18 protein-coding genes are annotated in these 18895 nt (G+C 71.1%); 8 read left to right on the top strand and 10 right to left on the bottom strand.

Going from position 1 to position 18895, the window contains the following annotated elements; all coding sequences use genetic code 11:
* The first annotated feature begins 89 nt into the window (after nucleotides 1-89).
* Nucleotides 90-638 carry a GNAT family N-acetyltransferase gene (locus ACGFY5_RS04710; RefSeq protein ID WP_392717323.1) on the top strand — a complete coding sequence of 183 codons (549 nt, stop codon included), beginning with the start codon at nucleotides 90-92 and terminating at the stop codon, nucleotides 636-638.
* Nucleotides 639-685: 47 nt separating this feature from the next.
* On the opposite strand, the gene hpf is transcribed toward ACGFY5_RS04710, so the two are convergent.
* From hpf to mtrA, 5 genes are all read right to left on the bottom strand, one after another.
* Nucleotides 686-1318 (bottom strand): ribosome hibernation-promoting factor, HPF/YfiA family, encoded by a 633-nt coding sequence (gene hpf / locus ACGFY5_RS04705; RefSeq protein WP_392717320.1) that lies wholly within the window; start codon nucleotides 1316-1318, stop codon nucleotides 686-688.
* A gap of 362 nt (nucleotides 1319-1680) precedes the next feature.
* A complete protein-coding gene (locus ACGFY5_RS04700; protein WP_392717318.1) occupies nucleotides 1681-2412 on the bottom strand; it encodes a ComF family protein in 732 nt (243 codons plus the stop codon).
* Between the two features lie 64 nt (nucleotides 2413-2476).
* Nucleotides 2477-4267 carry an LpqB family beta-propeller domain-containing protein gene (locus tag ACGFY5_RS04695; RefSeq protein WP_392717316.1) on the bottom strand — a complete coding sequence of 597 codons (1791 nt, stop codon included), beginning with the start codon at nucleotides 4265-4267 and terminating at the stop codon, nucleotides 2477-2479.
* Nucleotides 4260-5843 (bottom strand): MtrAB system histidine kinase MtrB, encoded by a 1584-nt coding sequence (mtrB, locus tag ACGFY5_RS04690; RefSeq protein ID WP_392717314.1) that lies wholly within the window; start codon nucleotides 5841-5843, stop codon nucleotides 4260-4262. The genes ACGFY5_RS04695 and mtrB overlap by 8 nt, the downstream gene beginning before the upstream one ends.
* Before the next feature lie 176 nt (nucleotides 5844-6019).
* Nucleotides 6020-6709 (bottom strand): MtrAB system response regulator MtrA, encoded by a 690-nt coding sequence (gene mtrA, locus ACGFY5_RS04685; protein ID WP_392717312.1) that lies wholly within the window; start codon nucleotides 6707-6709, stop codon nucleotides 6020-6022.
* Between the two features lie 134 nt (nucleotides 6710-6843).
* Between mtrA and ACGFY5_RS04680 the strand changes: the two genes are divergently transcribed.
* From ACGFY5_RS04680 to ACGFY5_RS04660, 5 genes are read left to right on the top strand one after another with little or no spacing between them, the layout of a single operon-like run.
* Nucleotides 6844-7782, top strand: coding sequence for a hypothetical protein (locus ACGFY5_RS04680; protein WP_392717310.1), 939 nt, complete (start codon nucleotides 6844-6846; stop codon nucleotides 7780-7782).
* Nucleotides 7779-8447, top strand: a complete 669-nt coding sequence (locus ACGFY5_RS04675; RefSeq protein ID WP_392717308.1) for a DUF4129 domain-containing protein — start codon at nucleotides 7779-7781, stop codon at nucleotides 8445-8447. Before ACGFY5_RS04680 ends, ACGFY5_RS04675 begins: the two co-directional genes overlap by 4 nt.
* Nucleotides 8444-9619, top strand: a complete 1176-nt coding sequence (locus ACGFY5_RS04670; RefSeq protein WP_392717306.1) for a DUF4350 domain-containing protein — start codon at nucleotides 8444-8446, stop codon at nucleotides 9617-9619. The genes ACGFY5_RS04675 and ACGFY5_RS04670 overlap by 4 nt, the downstream gene beginning before the upstream one ends.
* Nucleotides 9616-10605: an AAA family ATPase gene (locus ACGFY5_RS04665; protein WP_392717304.1), complete on the top strand. Its 990-nt coding sequence runs from the start codon at nucleotides 9616-9618 to the stop codon at nucleotides 10603-10605. Before ACGFY5_RS04670 ends, ACGFY5_RS04665 begins: the two co-directional genes overlap by 4 nt.
* Nucleotides 10602-11912, top strand: a complete 1311-nt coding sequence (locus ACGFY5_RS04660; protein WP_392717302.1) for a DUF58 domain-containing protein — start codon at nucleotides 10602-10604, stop codon at nucleotides 11910-11912. Before ACGFY5_RS04665 ends, ACGFY5_RS04660 begins: the two co-directional genes overlap by 4 nt.
* Nucleotides 11913-11925: 13 nt before the next feature.
* Here ACGFY5_RS04660 and ACGFY5_RS04655 read toward each other — a convergent pair whose 3' ends face one another.
* The 5 genes from ACGFY5_RS04655 to ACGFY5_RS04635 all read right to left on the bottom strand — a co-directional run bounded on the left by ACGFY5_RS04655 (nucleotide 11926) and on the right by ACGFY5_RS04635 (nucleotide 15813).
* Nucleotides 11926-12948: an adenosine deaminase gene (locus ACGFY5_RS04655; protein ID WP_392717300.1), complete on the bottom strand. Its 1023-nt coding sequence runs from the start codon at nucleotides 12946-12948 to the stop codon at nucleotides 11926-11928.
* Between the two features lie 69 nt (nucleotides 12949-13017).
* Nucleotides 13018-14013, bottom strand: coding sequence for a stage II sporulation protein M (locus ACGFY5_RS04650; protein ID WP_392717298.1), 996 nt, complete (start codon nucleotides 14011-14013; stop codon nucleotides 13018-13020).
* Nucleotides 14014-14068: 55 nt separating this feature from the next.
* Nucleotides 14069-14551, bottom strand: coding sequence for a Rieske (2Fe-2S) protein (locus ACGFY5_RS04645; RefSeq protein WP_392717296.1), 483 nt, complete (start codon nucleotides 14549-14551; stop codon nucleotides 14069-14071).
* A gap of 141 nt (nucleotides 14552-14692) precedes the next feature.
* The gene (locus ACGFY5_RS04640; protein ID WP_392717294.1) at nucleotides 14693-15358 is read right to left on the bottom strand and encodes a DUF6529 family protein; all 666 of its coding nucleotides are present in this window, start codon (nucleotides 15356-15358) and stop codon (nucleotides 14693-14695) included.
* A gap of 11 nt (nucleotides 15359-15369) precedes the next feature.
* Nucleotides 15370-15813 carry a hypothetical protein gene (locus ACGFY5_RS04635; protein WP_392717292.1) on the bottom strand — a complete coding sequence of 148 codons (444 nt, stop codon included), beginning with the start codon at nucleotides 15811-15813 and terminating at the stop codon, nucleotides 15370-15372.
* Between the two features lie 338 nt (nucleotides 15814-16151).
* Between ACGFY5_RS04635 and ACGFY5_RS04630 the strand changes: the two genes are divergently transcribed.
* Entirely contained in the window at nucleotides 16152-18182 is a 2031-nt protein-coding gene (locus tag ACGFY5_RS04630) for an adenylate/guanylate cyclase domain-containing protein (RefSeq protein ID WP_392717290.1), read from the top strand.
* Complete coding sequence (locus ACGFY5_RS04625) at nucleotides 18179-18862, top strand: Crp/Fnr family transcriptional regulator (protein ID WP_392717288.1); 684 nt, start codon at nucleotides 18179-18181, stop codon at nucleotides 18860-18862. Before ACGFY5_RS04630 ends, ACGFY5_RS04625 begins: the two co-directional genes overlap by 4 nt.
* Nucleotides 18863-18895: the final 33 nt, after the last annotated feature.

The following is an 18895-nucleotide window of genomic DNA, read 5'->3' as shown; positions in this document are numbered from 1 at the left end:
ATAGTCCCGACCGAGCAGTTTGCCGAAGATTTCCCCGTTTGCGGCAGGCCCGTCGGTGTCTCGGGGCTCCGACCGGCGAGGATGTCCAGGTGGACATCGTGGAGATCGTCGCCGGAAGCTTCCAGCTACGGCCATGCCAGACGGTCGACACCGAGTGGGTGTGCCGCGCCTGCCAGGACCCCGGGATCCAGCGCTGGACCCGGGTGCCGAGCCCGTACCGGTCGAACGACGCGTTCGCCTACGTGACCGATTTCGTGCCGAGGTCGTGGGAGTCCGGGCGCGCCGCGCCGTTCGGCGTGTTCGACGCGGTCAGCGGGGAGGGGCTGGGCACCGTCGGCCTGGTGTCGATGGACCTCGCGGACGGTCTCGCCGAGATCGGGTACTGGGTCGCGCCGTGGGCGCGTGGGCGTGGCGTGGCCACCGCCGGGACGCTCGCGGTGGCGCGGTGGGCGTTCGGCACGCTCGGCGTCGCGCGGCTGGCCTGGATGGCCGAGGTCGGCAACCACGGTTCCCGCGCGGTCGCCGAGCGTGCCGGCTTCACCGTCGAGGGAACCCTCCGCGACCGCGTCCGCCGCCGCGACGGCTCGAGAGCCGACGCCTGGATCGGCTCCCTGCTCCCCACGGACCTCAAAAACTGAGCGGACGCCCGGCAGGTCGCCGGGCGTCCGCAGGTACCGCGCTGGGCTTAAATGCCTAGGCACATGACGCCGTAGTCGTAGCCTTTTCGGCGGTAGACGACGCTCGGGCGGCCGGTGTCCTTGTCGTTGAAGAGGTAGAAGTCGTGCCCGACGAGTTCCATCTCGAACAGGGCGTCGTCCACGGTCATCGGCTCGTTCGGGTGCTCCTTGGTGCGAACGATCCGGAACGGCCCGTCCTCGAACTCCTCGAGCACAGCGACCGACCCGTGCTCCTCGTGGGGCTCCGCGCCGTCCTGGGGCGCCCACATCGGCGCCGGGATCTCCGAGGTCGCATCCGCCATCGCCGTGGCGACCGAGACGGGAGTGCGACGACCGTGGTGGACGCGACGGCGGTCAGCCGCGCGTCGGAGGCGGTTCTCCAGCTTCGTCATCGCGAGGTCCAATGCGGAGTAGAAGTCCGCCGCACAGGCTTCGCTGCGAATTACCGGGCCCCGCGTCTTGACCGTGATCTCGACCCGCTGGCAGGTCTGCGCCTGCCGACGGTTCGGTTCGTGGAACAGTTCGACGTCGATTCGAATGAGCTTCTGGTCGTAACGCTCAACGCGAGAGATTTTCTCGCTGACGTGCTGCCGGTAGTGGTCGGGCACCTCGACGTTACGACCCTTGACGACGATGTCCACACGTACCTCCACGCTTTCGCGAACTGGTCAGCCTGCCCGACGGTGGGCGGCTGGTTTCTTTGCGAGGTACCGGTTCCCTGATGTGCTCCTGGCGCTTCGCACAGGGCGGGAGGGACCGGTAAGCGGCAACCTCCCCTCGATGTCATCCATCTGTTCAGGGCGAGAACTGCTGTGGAACCTGAAACTAACTCCTCGGAGTAGGAGTAGTCACCCCTCCACTCCGAGCAAAACATCCGTTTTGTGTGAAGCGGACGCTTGTCGTGCCTGGTGACTGGCTTTTCCGGCGTCCTCAGAATGGAAACAGACACCGCGCGTGGCGACACGCTGTTCGTGCGCACTGCACCCACACCGCAACTCGTTCGCTACTTCACGTCACGAACTGCGTACACGGTAGCGCTCCGCGGCGGAGTCGCGGCCACAACGGCCGCACCCGCGACCGGAAGGCCGATGTCGGCTACTGCCCGGTAGCTTTCGGCGAGCGTCGCCCCGGTCGTCACGATGTCGTCGACCAGCACGATCGTGGTACGGCCGCGGAGCGAACCGTGCGGCCCGCGCATCCTCCGACCAGCGTGCGAAGCGGGGGCGAAAGCTCCCGATATGTTCGCCCGGCGGGCCGCGGCGCCGAGCCCCACCGAGTCGGACGGGACGCGACACATCGTAAGCAACGTCGCAGTGTCGGCCCTCAAGCCGCGCTGACGCAGCGTGGCGGCCGCGAACCGGGCCAACCGGACGACGTGGTCACCCCCGCGCTCCCGGATCGCAGCCGCGGACGACGGGACCGGCACGAGGAGTAACCGAGCGCCACGTACCGCCGCGACTTCGACGGCCGCGGCGAGCCGGCCACCGAGCGGGCGGGCGAGCGTGCGACGGCCGCGTTCCTTGTACGCGATCAGCGCGGACCGCAGCGCCCCGCGATACGGCCCGGCGGCCACGCAGACCGCCGGGGCGTCACCACCCGGCCGCACCTCGGCCGGAACGAACATCGGCTCGGTGTGCAGTGCGTGCCGTGCACACACGGGGCAGAGCGGCCCGTCCACGCCTCCGCACGCAGCGCACGGCACGGGCAGCACCAGGTCGGCCAACATCCTCAGCATGGCCCCCACAGTGCCGCCCGGAGCAGGTCGAACCACATCCCACCGGAGAAGCTGTGGACAACCTCTACCCCGGATAGAACGGCGCAGTGGCCGCCGCCACCGCCACTCCACTCGGCTCCTCGTCCTGCCGCTGCACGTGCCGCTTCCCCCCGACCTCCAGCAGCACCGCCGGATCCGGCGCCTCCGCTGGATCACCGCTCACCCGCACCGGCCCACCGGGGTTCGGCAGCGCCCGGGTCTGGACGGTGAACGACCCGTCCACCGGCGCGAACACCAGCGCGACCCGGTTGCCCTGCTCCTGCACGGCCACGGCGACGACCGCCGTCACCGGCCCCCACCAGGAGACGTCCACCGGCGTGCCGTTGACCACCAGCGGACGGACACCGAGCACGAGCGCGCCTCCGCTCGAGCCGGTCAGCGTTCCGACGTACGCCCGCGCGGCGCTGCCGGTACCGGCGACGATCAGGGCACGGACCCCGTCGAGCGAGAGGCGCACCGAGGTGACGTCCCGCAGCGGACGTCCACCGGGCCCGACGACCTGGATCTCCGACGGCGTTCCGGCGTTGCCGACACCGACCTCGAACACCCGGCCGCCGATCGGCACGACCACCGTGGCGCGATGGCCACCCCACGACGGCCGACCGATCTGCGGTGCGCGGAGCGTCGGTTGCAGCCACCCGGACGCGTCCGCGACCCACAGCCGCTGGCCGCCCGCGGGGTCGTCACGCACGATGGCGAACCTGCGCAGGTCCACCGAGACCGCCGCCGACCTCACACCCTTCGTCAACATCGGAGTGGCCAGCCGCTCCGGACGCGGGATGACGTCGGGGTCGCTGAGCACCTTGACGCCGCCGTTCTGCAGCTGGAACGCCGGGCGCGTGGTCTGGACGACGGCCGGGTTGTACCGCCGCCACGCGCGCTCGTCCTGGGCCGGGTCGAACCCCTCCACGTCCAGCGCGCGACCGCCGACGAGCAGCCGGACCTCGCCGTAGAACACCCCGCTCAGCGACCAGCCGACCGCGGCGACGAACCCGTTGAGCACGTCCTTGTTGAGCGCTTCCGCCTGTGGTTCGAGCTCGATGACCAGGTCGTTGTTCTCCACCGCGACGCGACTGGTGCGCTTGATGCCCTGCAGCGGGTTCGCGGCGACCCGGTTCATCGCGTCGGACGGCCCGGCGAGCACGAAGTCGACGACCTGGGTCGCGAGACCACCGATGTCCACGTTCACGTACCGCTGCTCCGGAATGACCAGGCGCGGGTTCGGGCCGGTGACTGCGGTCGCGTGCGCGGCGAAGTACACCGTCCGCGCCGTGAACGAGTCGGAAAACTGGTTTTCCTGCACGATCAGCGGCGGCGGCTCGGAAAACAGCCAGAAGCCCCGCACCTGCGCCATCCGCACCTGCGCCTGCCAGGCCGAGTTGTCCGCCCGCGTGAACACCCCGTCGCTGTCGACGGTGCCCACCAGCTCCGCATTGAACGTGGCCGTCGCGGTGGTGCCGGCGGAGTCGGCGGCGACCGAGTACTCGATCGACCGGTTGCGCACGACGGCCATCGACGTGTTCTGGTTGAACGTGTTCCGCAGCGCCTGGGTAGCGAGGTAGCGCTCGCCGAGCGGGCCCGGGTTACGGGTGATGTTCAGCGCGTTGACGTAGCCGCCGACCGACGAGTCGAGGTCCGAGCTGGGCTCCGGCAGCTGGGCGTTCACGCTGCCGATCGTCGGGTCGGTGCTCTGGGACGCCTCCGGGATCGCCACCGGTACCGCCGGCCCGCTGTCGGGGACGCGTGCGCACCCGCTCAGCGCGCTCGCGACCAGCGCGGCGGCCAACAGCGGAGCCAGCCCTGCTGCCCTACCCACGACGCCCCACCTCCGTGTCGGTCTCGTCGGTAGCCTCCGCCGACGTGAGCGCCGGATGCACCGGCGCCGCCGGCAGCGCCTGGCGAGGTCCCTCGATCGCGCGCGGGTAACGGGACCCGGCGTCGGCCGGCGCCAGCGGCAGCGGGGCCGCGGTGAGCCGGTCGCCCCGCCGCAACGGCAGCGCGAGGCGGAACTGCGCGCCGAGCCCCGGCCAGCCCCACACCTGCAGCCAACCGTCGTGCAGCCGGGCGTCCTCACGGCTGATCGAGAGCCCCAGCCCGGTACCGCCGGTCTGCCGGGCGCGCGACGGGTCGGCCCGCCAGAAGCGGTCGAAGACCGCCTGCGCCTCCCCGGGCCGCAACCCGACGCCGTAGTCGCGCACCGTGATCGCGAGCGCGTCCGCGTCGCTGGCCAGCGTGATCCGGACCGGCCGGCCCTCGCCGTGCTCGATCGCGTTGCCGACGAGGTTGCGCAAGATGCGTTCGACGCGGCGCGGGTCGACCTCGGCGACCACCGGCTCGTCCGGCATGGCGACCTTCAGCTCCGAGCCGGTGCGGTCGGCCAGCTGGGTCAGGCCGTCGACGGTTCTGGTCACGATGGTGCGGACGTCGGTGTCCTCCGGTTCGAGCACCGCGACGCCGGCGTCGTACCGGCTGATCTCGAGCAGGTCGTTGAGGAGCGACTCGAACCGGTCGACCTCGTTGGAGAGCAGCTCGGTCGAGCGCGCCAGCGCCGGCGGGAACGTGTCGGCGGCCGCGTGGATGACGTCGGCGGCCATCCGGACCGTGGTGAGCGGCGTCCGCAGCTCGTGCGAGACGTCGGACGTGAAGCGCTGTTGCAGCCGTGACAAGTTCTCCAGCTGGACGATCTGCCGCTGCAGATTGGCCGCCATCTGGTTGAACGAGTGCGCGAGACGCGCCAACTCGTCCTCGCCGCGCACGACCATCCGTTCCTCGAGCAGCCCGGCGGAGAGCCGTTCGGCGGTGCGCGCGGCCACCCGCACCGGCGTGACGACCTGCCGGGCGACGATGCCCGCGATGGCCGCGAGCAGCAGCAACAGCAGCGCGCCGATGGCGGTCAGCGAGTTCTGCACGAGGCTGACGGCCGCCACCTGATCGTCGAGCGGCACGAAGTAGTAGAGGTCGAATCGGCCGGCCTGGGTGTCGACCGGCGCTCCGACCACCAGAAACGGACGCGCGGGCTGGTCGTCGAGCGAGGTCTCGGTGAACTGGTACCCGCGCTGCTTCCCGGACGCGATCAGCTCGGTCAACTCGGCCGGCGGCCGGACGTCGTCGAGCGCGTAGCGGTTCACGTACTTGCGCGGCAGCCGGGTGTTGTCGCTCTGCTGCACCGCCACCGCGAAGTCCGCGCTGCGCGAACCGCGCTCGGAGAGGTTCTCCGCGGCCTGCCGCAGCGCCGCGTCCAGCTCCGGGTCGTCCTGGCCCTTGATCTCGGACAGCTCGTCGCCGAGGTAGTTCACGCCACTGGCCAACTGCTCGAGCGCCTGCTCCTTCTCGGCGACGACGAGCCCGTCGGTGACCCGGTGAACGACGAAAAGCCCCAGAGCCACAGTCATGACGCTCGACGCGAGCAGCGTGCTGGTGACCACCCGGAGCTGGAGGGACCTGCGCCAGCGGGCGAGCACGCGCGCGGACAGCCAGCCCGCGACGCGTCGGAATCGCTGGTAAAACTGGATCCATCGGTGACGGCGGCGGACGCGCCCGTCGGACGCGTCCGGGCGAGCCCTTCGCCTCACCCGGTGCCCGCTTTGTAGCCGACTCCGCGCACGGTGAGCACCACCTCGGGGTGCTCCGGATCCCGCTCGACCTTCGCCCGCAACCGCTGGACGTGGACGTTCACCAGCCGGGTGTCGGCTGCGTGCCGGTAACCCCAGACCTGCTCGAGCAGGACCTCACGGGTGAACACCTGACGCGGCTTGCGGGCCAGGGCGACCAGCAGGTCGAACTCCAGCGGCGTCAGCGCGATCGGAGCGCCGTCCCGGGTGACCGAGTGGCCGGGGACGTCGATCTGCACCTGCGCCTGCGGCGGGCCGATCGTCAGCGTCTCGGGGGGCGCCTCCTCCCCCCGCCGCAACCGGGCCCGGACACGGGCCACCAACTCCTTGGGCTTGAACGGCTTGACGACGTAGTCGTCCGCACCGGACTCCAGCCCCAGCACCACGTCGACGGTGTCGCTCTTGGCCGTCAGCATCACGATCGGCACACCCGACTCCGCACGAACCGCCCGGCACACGTCGAGCCCGCTCATGCCGGGGAGCATGAGGTCGAGCAGGACGAGATCGGGGCGGGTTTCCCGGAACACCGTGAGGGCAGCCTCACCGTCCGCAACGAACGAGGGGGCGAAACCCTCACCACGCAGCACAATTCCGAGCATCTCGGCCAGGGCAGGATCGTCGTCGACCACCAGCACACGCGCTCTCATGCCCCACATCGTGGCACTCTCGGCGACGAGTTGCCGCTGAGCCGCCATACGGACGCGCCGAATCGGGCTGTCGCACCGGCATGACACGATGTCGCGGACCGTCTGTGAGAGGGGGCGATTCCCAGGTGAGCACGGTGACCGCACCGGCTCCACCGGTCGGGCTGCCCTCCCTGTCGGCCGGGCCGGGCTCCGGGCCGGTTCCGCTCCGCCCGCTCGCGGTCGGTGAAATTCTCGACGGCGGCATGGATCTGCTGCGCCGCCACCCCGGGCCGACGCTCGGCGTCTCCGGCACCACCGTCGTCGTCCAGCTGCTGATCACCGTTCCGCTGTGGTGGGCCATCACCGGGCTGCTCAGCCGCGAGTCGTCGTCGCTCGACAGTGACCTCCTGCTGTTCCTGCTCACGCTCACGGCCGCGTCGGTGATCGCGTCGCTCGGTTCGACGGTGGCGGCGGTGATCACCAGCGCGTCGTCCGCCGTCGCGGTCATCCAGGAGGCCGCGGGCGCCCCGACGTCACTGCCGGTCTGCTGGGCGCGGCTGCGGCCGCTCTTCGGCAAACTGCTCCTGCTCGGCCTGACGCTGACCGGGCTGAACATGGTGATCGCGGCGATCCCGATCGTCGGCTACTTCGTTCCGCTCTTCGGCGGGCTGATGCGGCTGTCCGTACTCGCGCTGGTTTTCGAGGGCGGCACGATCGCACATGCACTCAAGCGCAGCATGCAGATCGGCAGCGGCACCGCGGCCGGTCTGTTCCGCCAGCTCGGCATCCGGCTGCTCGCCGGAGCGGTCGGCGGCTTCATCTGGTTCATGATGATGCTCCCGCTCACGATCGTCGCCACCGTGCTGGTGCAGTTCGTCGTCGGCGGTGATCCGCTGGTGAACGGCGACCACGGGGCGCTGTTGCTGCTCACGGTCGCGGTGGCGTTCGCGTACTACCTGCCGCTGATCGTCGTCTGGGCGTTCCGCTCGGGCATCGACACGCTGCTCTACCTCGACGGGCGGATGCGCTCCGAGGCGCTGGACGTCGAGTGGGGCCTGGCCGGTCGGCGCTCGCGCAAGGGGCTCGTCCGATGACGCCGCTCGAGCCGTTCCCCCGGCAGCCCGCGGCAGACGAGGCCGCGCGGGAACTGTCCAAGCAGATCTACCAGGACGAGAAGCCGTCGCTGCTGCAGCGGATGATCGACTGGATCATCGACACGATCGACGATCTGTTGAGCCGCGCCTCGGGCCACGGTCCGGGCAGCAACCTCGGGCTGCTGATCTTCGTGCTGCTCGTCGCCGTCGTCGTGGGGCTGTTGATCTGGCGGTTCGGCCTGCCCGGCCGCTCGGCGTCGGTGCGGCGCACGACCGATCCGGTGACGCCCACCCGCAGCGCGGCCGAGCACGCGAGCCGCGCCGACGCGTACGCGGCCGAGGGGCGCTTCGCCGAGGCCGTCCGGGAGCGTCTGCGCGGTGTGGTGGCCGATCTCGTCGCCCGTGACCTGGTCGACAACCGTCCGGGGCGTACCGCGCGCGAGGTCGCGGCCGAGGCCGGGCAGGTGCTGCCGGCCGCCGCCGCCGACCTGACCGCGGCCGCCGAGCTGTTCGCGGAGATCTGGTACGGCGAGCGCGCCGCCACCGCCGAGCACGACCAGCGGATGCGCGAGATCGCGGCCCGGATCGGCGCCGCGCGCCCGAGCGAGGGCGCGCTGGTCGGCGGGGACACCTGGGTGGCCCCGGGCACGCAGGAGCGCCAGTGATCCCCACTGCCACTCCGGTCACCAGCACCCGGTCGCCGTGGCGCTTCCGCACCGGCTTCGGCGTCTTTCTGCTCGTGCTCGTCGCGATCGCGACCTGGTTGCTGGCGAGCACCCAGTCGACGGGCCAGCGCGCCGCGCTCGACCCGGACGCCGCTCACCCGGGCGGCAGCCGTGCGCTGGCCGTGCTGCTCGGCAACCACGACCACCCCGTCGCCAAGGTCACCACCACCGACGACGCGGTGCGCCGCGCCGCCGCCGGCGACGTCACTGTCGTCGTGCCGTTCCCGTACAACCTCGGCGGGGAGAGCCTCCGGCGGCTGGCCGACCTGCCCGCCACCGTCCGCGTGGTGTTCGTCCAGCCGGACGCGTTCACGCTGGACGACCTGAAGGTCGACGTCCAGATCGACACCGCGGGCATCGTGGACACCGTCGACCCCGGCTGCTCGCTGCCGGAGGCGGCCTCCGCCGGCAACGCGCAGCTCGGTGGCTACGCCTACACCGGCGACGGCGTCACCAGCTGCTACGACGGCCACCTGATCGTGCTCGACCGGCCGTCCACAGCCGAGCTGGTGTTCCTCGGCAGCCCCGACCCGCTCACCAACGAGGTGCTGGCCGAGAACGGCAACGCGGCGCTCTCCCTGGGCCTGCTCAGCGCGCACCGCGACGTCATCTGGCTGCAGCGCAACGCTCCGGAGCCGATCGCGGAGGGCGAAGCGCGGTCGCTGTCGGACCTGCTTCCCCGCTGGATCCCGACGACGCTCTGGATGCTGGCCGCCGCCGGGCTGCTGGCCGCGTTCTGGCAGGGGCGTCGGTTGAGCGCCCCGGTCGCCGAGCCGCTGCCGGTCATCGTCCGCTCCACCGAGACCGTCGAGGGCCGCGCCCGCCTCTACCGGCGCGCCAAGGCACGTCCGGAGGCCGCGGAAGCGCTCCGGGGTGCCGCGCTGGCCCGCCTGAGGCCGGTGCTGGGTCTCAGCGCCCAGTCCGATCCCCGCGAGGTCTGCGAAGCGATCGCCGAGCGGTCCGGGTGGCCGGCCGCGGCGGTCGGGCAGCACCTCTACGGTCCGCCGCCCACCGACGACCAGGGCCTCGTCGTGCTCGCCGACGCGCTGGACGCGCTCACGGCGGCCGTTCTCAAACCTCCACCCGTTTCCGACGAAGGAAAACCGTCGTGACCGATGCGTCAGTGCAGTTGCCGCAGACCACAGCTTCGGAGGCCGAGGTGGCCCGCGCCGCTCTCGGTCGCCTGCGCACCGAGGTCGGCAAGGTCGTCATCGGACAGGACGCGGTGCTCACCAGCATGGTCATCGCACTGCTCTGCCAGGGCCACGTGCTGCTCGAAGGTGTGCCCGGTACCGCCAAGACGCTGCTCATCCGCACGCTCGCCGCGGCGCTGTCGCTGGACTCCAAGCGCGTGCAGTTCACGCCCGACCTGATGCCCGGTGACGTCACCGGCTCGCTGGTCTACGACGCCCGCAGCGCAGAGTTCGAGTTCCGCGAGGGCCCGGTGTTCACGAACCTGTTGCTGGCCGACGAGATCAACCGCACGCCGCCGAAGACGCAGGCGTCGCTCCTGGAGTCGATGGAGGAGCGGCAGGTCACCGTCGACGGTGTGCCGCGCAAGCTACCCGACCCGTTCGTGGTGGCAGCCACCCAGAACCCGCTGGAGTTCGAGGGCACGTATCCGCTGCCCGAAGCCCAGCTCGACCGGTTCCTGCTCAAGGTCGACGTCCCGCTGCCCTCCCGCGACGCCGAACTGAAGGTGCTCGCGGCCCACCACCACGGCTTCGATCCCCGTGACCTCTCGCGGGTCGAGGCCGTGGCCACCGCTGCCGACCTGGCCACTGCGCGGCAGGCGGCACGCACCGTCCAGGTCGCCGACCAGGTGATGGGTTACGTCGTCGACGTGTGCCGGGCCACCCGCACGTCGCCGTCGCTCGCCGCCGGGGCGTCCCCGCGTGGTTCGACGGCGCTGCTGGCGACCGCGAAGGCGTGGGCGTGGCTGTCGGGCCGTGACTACGTGACGCCGGACGACGTGAAGGCGCTGGCCCGTCCGACGCTGCGGCACCGCATCGTGCTGCGCCCGGAGGCCGAGCTGGACGGCGCGACGCCGGACGGCATCCTCGACTCCGTGCTGGCCACCGTGCCGACCCCGCGGTGATCACGGGCCGGGTCGTCCTGCTCTGCGTCGCCGGGGCAGTCGTGAGCGCGGTGTCGCCGTGGCACGCCAGGACCGCGCAGATCTGGCTCCTCGTGCTCGCGCTGGTCTGCGTCGTGGACTGGTTCCTCGCCGGGGCCGCGGGCAAGGTGACGTTCAAGCGGCGCGGTGCGACCACCACCCGACTGGGCGAGTCGGCAGTGGTCACGCTGGTGGCCACGAACACCGGCCGGCGCACCGTACGCGCTCGCATCCGGGACGCGTGGGTGCCCTCCGCCGGTGCTTCGCCGTACGTCCACGACGTGGTTCTGAAGCCCGGCGCCACCGAGCGCCTCGACACGACGCTCGTCCCGACGCGACGGGGAGACCGCCCCGCGGTCGCGGTCACCGTGCGCTCCACCGGCCCACTCGGCCTGATGTACCGGCAGACCCGCCGGCGGGCGATCCGCCGGCTCACCCCGGAGTGGACCGTCCGGACGCTGCCGCCGTTCGCGTCCCGGCGATTCCTGCCGGAAAAGCTGTCCCGGCTGCGCCGGCTCGACGGTTCCCTCGCGGTTCGTGCCCGCGGTCAAGGCACCGAATTCGACGCTCTGCGCGAGTACGTGCCCGGGGACGACGTCCGCTCGATCGACTGGCGGGCCACTGCCCGGCGCAGCGAGGTGGTCGTCCGTACGTGGCGTCCGGAGCGGGACCGGCGCCTGGTGCTGGTCGTCGACACGGGTCGGACGTCGGCGGCCCGGGTGGGTGACATCCCCCGGCTCGACGCGGCGATGGACGCGTGCCTGCTGCTGGCCGCGGTGGCCGCGAAAGCCGGTGACCGGGTCGAGTTGTTCGCGGCCGACGTGTCGGTACGGACGTCCGTGCGTGGCAAGGGGCACGGGAGTGTCGTCGCGTCGATCGGTGAGGCGTTGGCGCCGGTGGAGCCGAAGCTCGTCGAGTCGGACTTCGACCTGGTCGTGTCCGAGGTGCTCGTGCGGGCACGAAAGCGCTGCCTGGTGGTGCTGTTCACAGCGATCGAGCCGGCGCCACTGGCCGAAGGGCTGCTGCCGGTGCTGAGCCAGTTGACCGATCGGCACACGGTGGTGCTGGCATCGGTCGGCGACCCGGCCGCCGCCGCGATGGCCGCTCGGCGTGGCAGCACCGAGGCGGTCTACGAGGCGGCGGCCGCGGCGCGCGGGGACGCCGAGCGGCGCCGGATCGTCGGCGCGATGCGTAACCGGGGCGTCGAGGTGGTCGACGCCCCGGCCGACATCTTCGCGTCGACGGTGACCGACACCTACCTGGCCATGAAGGCCGCCGGCCGCCTCTGAGGCGAGGCGCGGCTCAGGCGTTGGCTGCGGTGTAGGCGTCGATTTCGGCGGTGAGCTCTGTCTTGCGGGCGTCGCTCGCGAACGAGGCGCGGACGCCTGCCTTGGCGAGGTCGGCCACGCCTGCGGCGTCGAGCTTGAGGAGCTCGGCGGCGACCAGGTACTCCTTCTCCAGCGTCGTGCCGAACATCGGCGGGTCGTCGGAGTTGATCGTGACGAAGATGCCCGCCTCGACCATCCCCGCGAGCGGGTGCTCGTCCAGACTCGGCACCGCGCGGGTACGCAGGTTCGACGTGGGGCAGACCTCGAGCGGGAGCTGGTGCTCGACCAGGTACTCGACCAGCGCCGGGTCACCGAGCGCGCTGGTGCCGTGGCCGATGCGCTCGGCACCGAGCACGCGGATCGCGTCCCAGATCGTCTCCGGGCCCGTGGTTTCGCCGGCGTGCGGCATCGAGTGCAGACCGGCCGCGCGGGCGGCGTCGAAGTAGGGCTTGAACTGCGGGCGGGGGACGCCGATCTCCGGGCCGCCGAGCCCGAAGGCGATCAGGCCGTCGGGGCGCTGGTCGAGCGAGATCTTCAGCGTGTCCTCGGCGGCGGGCAGGCCGGCCTCTCCGGGGATGTCGAAGCACCAGACCAGTTCGATGCCCAGGTCGCGGCGCGCGGCGGCACGGGCGTCCTCCAGGGCCTCGCAGTAGGCCTCCGGGGCCATGCCGCGGGCGGTGTGCGAGTACGGCGTCGCGGTCAGCTCGGCGTACCGCACCTGCTGCCGGGACAGCTCACGGGCGACCTCGTACGTGAGGATACGAACGTCCTCGGGGTCGCGGACGAGGTCGGCGACCGCGATGTAGACCTCGATGAAGTGCGCGAAGTCGCGGAACTCGAAGAACTTCTCCAGCGCGTCGAGGTCGGCCGGCACGTTGGTGCTGCCGACGTGACGCGCGGCCAGTTCGGCCACGGCCTGCGGTGAGGCCGACCCTACGTGGTGGACGTGCAGCTCGACCTTCGGCAGGCCGGCAACGAACGCTTCCAGGTTCACCATGACCGGACGTTACCACGCCTCTGTCAACGTTCCGGGCAGACCGCTTCCCGGGCTGGGAGACCAGACGAATCAGACCGCTGGCGCGAGGTCTTCGCGTTCGCCCAGGGCCAGGTCGCCGGTCTCGCCGGCTAGCGCGGCGCGGCGGCCCAGCACGATCACGTAAGCGAGAAAGCCGCCGAACGCTACGGCGCCGATGCTGATGCGTGCCCAGGTGGGGAGGCCGGAGGGGGTGACGAAGGCTTCGATCACGCCGGAGATCGCCAGCACGACGACGAGGCCGAGTGCGATGAGCACGGCGGCGCGCGAGGTCTCCGCGAGCGCCTGCGCACGCGTGCGCCCGCGGCCGGGCGCGATCCAGGACCAGCCGATCCGCAGCCCCGCCCCGGCGGCGACGAACACCGCGGTGAGCTCCAACAGCCCGTGCGGGGTGATCAACCCGAAGAACACGTCGGCTTTGCCGTAGGCGACCATCACACCCCCGACCTCACCGACCCCCACCGCGTTGTTGATCAGCACGATGACCACCGGCACGATCAACACACCCGCGAACACGCACAACGCAGCGATCAACGCGTTGTTGGTCCAGACCTGGGCGGCGAAGTCCTGCGCCGGATTCTCCGAGTAGTAATCCGCGAAGTCGTGCTCCACCAACTGCTTGAGCGCCGACTCCGGCGCGAGCTGCGCCGCCAGTTCGGGATGCGTGCCGAACCACGCGATGAGGCCGAACGACACCGCAGAGAACGCGGTGGCGACCCCGCACCACCACGGCCAGGCCCGGTACACGGCCACCGGGAACCCGACGGTGAAGAACCGGGCGAACGTCAACCAGGACGGCGCGCTGCTCCCGGTGACAGCGGAACGCGCCCGCGCGACCAGACGCGAGAGCCGCCCCACGAGCGCGGGATCAGGCGCCCGGCTCTGCACTGCGGAAAGGTGGGTGGCCGCACGCTGGTAGAGAGCGATCAACTCGTCGCTCTCACTACCGGTGAGACGACGCCGGCCGAGCAACTCCTCGAGCCGGCGCCACTCCGCCGCGTGTTCGGCCACGTAGGCGTCCAGGTCCACGGTATGAACCTAGCGGTCCGGCGCTAACACTCAGCCCGTGCGAGCGCCGCGAACGCTACGCCAGGGTGATCGAGTCACCGTTCACGGTGACCTGCTTCTCCTCGAGCGGCTTCTTCGCCGGGCCCGCCGTCGGCGAACCGTCGGTGATCGAGAACTTGCTGGCGTGGCAGGGACAGTCGATCGTGGTCGCGACCTTGTTCACCTTGCAGCCCTGGTGGGTGCAGACGTTCGAGAACGCCTTGATCGTGCCGGCCTCGGGCTGGGTGACGACGATGCCCTCGGCGTCGAAGATCTTGCCGCCGCCGACCGGGATGTCGGCGACCTTGGCGAGCGCGTCGACGGCAGGCGCCTCGGCGCTGGCGGCGCCGGTGGTCGGGGCCGCAGCCGGAGCGCTCGAGGCCGGAGCGGCGTCGCCGCTGCTCGCGCTGTCACCGTAGGTGGAGCAGGCGCTGGCGACGAGGGTCACGCCCACCGCGCCGGCACCGGCCAGAACGGTCCGCCGGTTGAGCAGCCCGCGCGTGTATCGGGTCGTATCCATGCGTTTCCTCCGGGCGGTAGATTCGAGCCGTGTAGTAGTTCGTGTAGTAGTTGAGTGCTCAATCAGTAACACAGACCGCTACCGCTCGGCCAGCCGCAACTCAACTTCACAGGTGATGCACGGGAGCCGTTCGAAGAAGGTTCAGAACTGCAGCCCGGTCGTGGTGAAGAACCACAGCGCGGACGTCGCCCACACTCCGACCAGTGCGGCGAACACCGCTCCGCCGAACAGCGGCAGCACCCATCCGGCCAGCCCGTGTTTGGTCAGCACGAGCATCTTCGTCGTGAAGACACCGAAGAACACACAGCCGAGCAGCGAGTGCGCCAGCGTCCGCACGTCGTACGTGGCGAAGCCGAGCGCGTACAGGCAGTGCACGACGACCGGGATCGTGAGCACGAACGCGATCCGGCCGGACCACCGGTGCACCGGGCTCACCCAGGAACCGCGCAGCGGCAGCTTCCCCCACATGGCGAGCGCGGTGACGAGCTGGACGACCGCGAACACGATCGCCACGGTGGCGAGCCACACCTTGACGGTGAGCGGCCCGGAGAAGCCGGCGACGCTCACCGCGATGCCGGTGGGTGTGTGCACCTTGCCGTAGACGCCGAGCACGACGGCGACACCGGCACCGATCGCGAGCGGCAGGATCAACGTGGTGACGGTTCTGGCCGACGCAGGTTCCGGCGGCGGGCCGGCCGGCGTCCGCAGCACGGTCGGCTCAGGTTGCGGCGGATAGCCCGGCGACGGCGACGGAACTCCGTGGAACGCACGCGTGGGTGACTCGTCGGGTTCCGGGTTCCAGGTCATGGCACGCCCCCTCAGGCCTTCGGCTCGGCTTCGGTGACGGTCATGGTTCCGCCGTCGACGGCTGCGGTCTTCGAACCCAGGTCGATCTTCGGCGCCGGTCGCGGGTCGCCTTCGTCAGTGGTGAAGACGCCCACCTGCGTGCCGTCCGGCAGCACGATCCACCCGGCGACCAACCGGGCACCCTGGATCGTCACCGTGCCCCGGTAAACCCCGGCCGGGGACTTCACCAGCGGCGCCTCGAACGTCAACTCCTGCCCACCGGCCGTGACGGTGCCGGCAGCCCTGGTACGGCTGAACGTGCCCTTGAGCGTCCCGCCGGGGGCGCCCTTGAGATCGAGGTCTCCCCCGCTGGCCGGACCGCGCATCCAGGCCTCGGTGCGGTCGCCGTCGCAGTAGTACGCGACCGCCTGGCCGTCCTTGACCGAAATCGCGACCGTCGCCTTGCCACCGACCACCCGACCGGCGAAGACCGCCTTGCGGTTTTCTGTCGGAGGTTTACTCGATGATGCGATCGGCGGTGGGGCTGTACTACTGGGACTAGCGCTCGCGGGAGCACTGGACTGGGATGGAGCCCGGGCAGCAGTCGGCTGTGTGCTCTCGGTATTGGCCTGAGTGCTCAAGGCCAAGAGGACACCGGCGACCGCCGCACCGGACAGAAGGGTGAGGAGTGGTCCTCTGTGGCTCATGACGTCTCCAGGTCGGGCCGCATCGGGCGGGTCACCTCCACTGTGCAACGACGGCCCAGCCCCCGTCCGTGCAGAAGTACGCACAGCAGCCCAGGGCAGGTGTCGCCTTGCTGACAACGGTGTCCCGCCTGCCCCCGACCGTGCAACCCGTCCGGGCGGTCGTCTGGGCCCTGCACCTGCTCGTGCCGATCGCGGGTCTGTGGCTCCTGCTGTCGGTGCCCTCCGCGGACGTGCTCTGGCACCATCCGCCGAGCCACTTCTGGCTCGTGCTCAACGTCGCCGCGATCAGCCTGCTGCCGGGCGTCGCGATGACCGCTGCCGCCCTGAATCGGCGTGATGCCCGGCTGTTCCTGGTGTCGCTCTGCTTCCTCTCGTCTGCCGGCTTCCTGCTCTTACATGCGTTGTCGACGCCACTCGTGCTCGTCGATCACGCGAACATCGGCTTTGACCTGTCCCAGCCGACCGGGCTCGCGATCTCCGCGGTGTTCGCAGCCTTGTCCGCACTACCGCTGAACTCCGATCGGGTGCTGGCGCTGCGGGTCCCGCTCTGGGGCGGCCTGACCGCGGTGATGGTGGCCTGGGGCGTGGTGACGCTCCTCGACCTGCCGCCGTTGAACGCGGCTCCGCAGGTGCGTGACGTCGAGGGTCCACAGGTGATCGTGGCGGTGCTGGCCGTCGCTCTCTACCTGGGCGCGGCCGCCCGCTACTACTACCTGCACCGCCGCGCGCCGGCCGCGGTCCTGGTCAGCATCCTCACCGCGTTCGTGCTGCTCGCCGAGGCGATGGTCGCGGTGACGCTCGCCGACAAGTGGCACCTGTCCTGGTGGGAGTGGCACGTCCTGCTCGTGTTCGCGTTCGGGTTCGTCGCCTACAGCGCGTACGTGCAGTACCGGAACGAGGGGTCGAGCGCCGGCCTCTTCGACGCGGTGATGCTCGCGCCGACCGTGCGGGCGGTCCGCGCGCAGTACGAGGCCGCCCTGGAGGAACTCGTCACCGTGCTGCGGGAGCGGGAACGCAGTGGGCGCACCACTGCGGAACCGCTGGCCCAGCAGTTGGCGCAGCGGTTCGGGCTCACCGAGCGGCAAGCCGTGGTCCTGGATCGGGCCGGCACCGCGCTAGCCGCCGAACGCGAAATCTCCGCGTTGCTCGGTGCGCTGGTGACCGTCGGCGAGCGGGCCCGCGTGGGGCTCGGCGAACGCGAACTTCTCGACGAGGTGCTCACCCGGGTACGTCCGGCCTACGGGGAGGTCCGCGTCGGCCTCGTCGACAACGGGGTGCTGGCCGTGGAGGGTCGCGCGTACGACCCGGCCACCCTTACCGCTCCGTACCGGGACGACGAGCGGCTGATCCATCCGCTGACCGTCAAGGGCCGGGTGGCGGGTGTCATCGAGGTTCCCGCCCGTAGCGGCGAGACCTGGGCCGCCCTGCTGGCCAATCAGCTGTCGATCGTCGTGGAGAACGCGCGGCTCTACGCGGAGCTCGGCACGCTGTTCCGGCAGTACCTGTCGCCGGACGTCGCGGCGGCGCTGCTCGCCGATCCCGCACAGGCGGCGCTGGGCGGGTCAATCGTCGAGGTCACGGCGCTCTTCGCCGACCTGCGCGGATTCACGACGTTCTCCGAGCAGGCCGATCCGGCCGAGATCGTGACGATGCTCAACCGCTATCACGGGGTTGCGGTGCCGTGCATCCTCGACAACGGCGGCACCGTGGTGCAGTTCGTGGGGGACGCGCTGCTGGCTCTGTTCAACGCACCCGCCCGGCAGCCCGATCACGCGGCCCGGGCGGTGCGCGCCGGGCTGGGTCTGCAGACGGCGGTGGACGCGATCGCGGAGGGGCGGCCGGGTTGGCCGCGGTTCCGGGTCGGTGTCAACACCGGGTCGGCGCTGGTCGGGAACATCGGCAGCGAGGCACTTCGGGGGTTCAACGCGATGGGTGACGCCGTGAACGTCGCCGCTCGGTTGCAGACGCTGGCGCAGCCCGGCCAGGTCGTGATCGGCGACGCGACGATGAAGCAACTCGGCCCCGACGTGACGGCGTACTCCCTCGGGGAGCTCACCGTAAAGGGCCGCCTCCAACCGGTGCGCGCCTATGTGGTGTCGTCCGCCTCCGATACGCCCCTCGCCAAGGGGGAAGTGTGAGTCCGGTCCAGCCGCCGAGCGCGGAGTTCTGGGGTTCGTTGAAGCCTGAAGAGGCGGCCGACTTCCTGGCGCTCGCGCGGCCGCGGTCGTGGCCCCGGGGAGCGGTGATCTTCCGGGAGGCCGACGAGTCGGACTCGGTGCTCGTGCTGGTGAGCGGCCGGGTGAAGGCGTACTCGAGCACCGGTGGGGGCACCGAGGTGCTGCTGGCCGTGCGCGGCCCCGGCGCCCTGGTCGGCGAGCTCGCCGCGATCGACCAGGGGCCGCGATCGGCCACCGTGGAAGCGTTGGAGCCGGTGACCGCGTTGATGCTGCCGCTCGGCGCGTTCGAGGAGTACCTCCGCGCCCACGGCCGGATCGCGCTGCTGTTAGCCCGCACCCTGGCCGACCGTCTTCGGGACGCCGACCGCAAACGGATCGAGTTCGGCGCGCACGACACGCTCGGCAGGGTTGCCGCCCGGCTCGTCGAACTGGCGGACCGGTTCGGTCAGCCGACCGAGGAGGGCGTGAAGATCGCGCTCCCCCTGTCGCAGGACGAACTCGCCGGCTGGATCGGCGCGTCCCGGGAGGCCGTGAGCAAGGCACTGCAGTCGCTTCGCGCGGACGGCACCATCCGCACCAGCCGCCTCACCGTAGTGATCCACGATCTGGCCGCCCTCCGCGCGAGGGCCCTCGACTTCTGAGCGCGCCGACCCGCGGCGGCGCGGCCGCGCCCG

It is taken from the genome of Cryptosporangium sp. NPDC048952 (assembly GCF_043197895.1).
Lineage (GTDB): Bacteria > Actinomycetota > Actinomycetes > Mycobacteriales > Cryptosporangiaceae > Cryptosporangium.
Note: the sequence above shows the minus strand (reverse complement) of the source record. Positions and strands in the feature narration are given on the sequence as shown.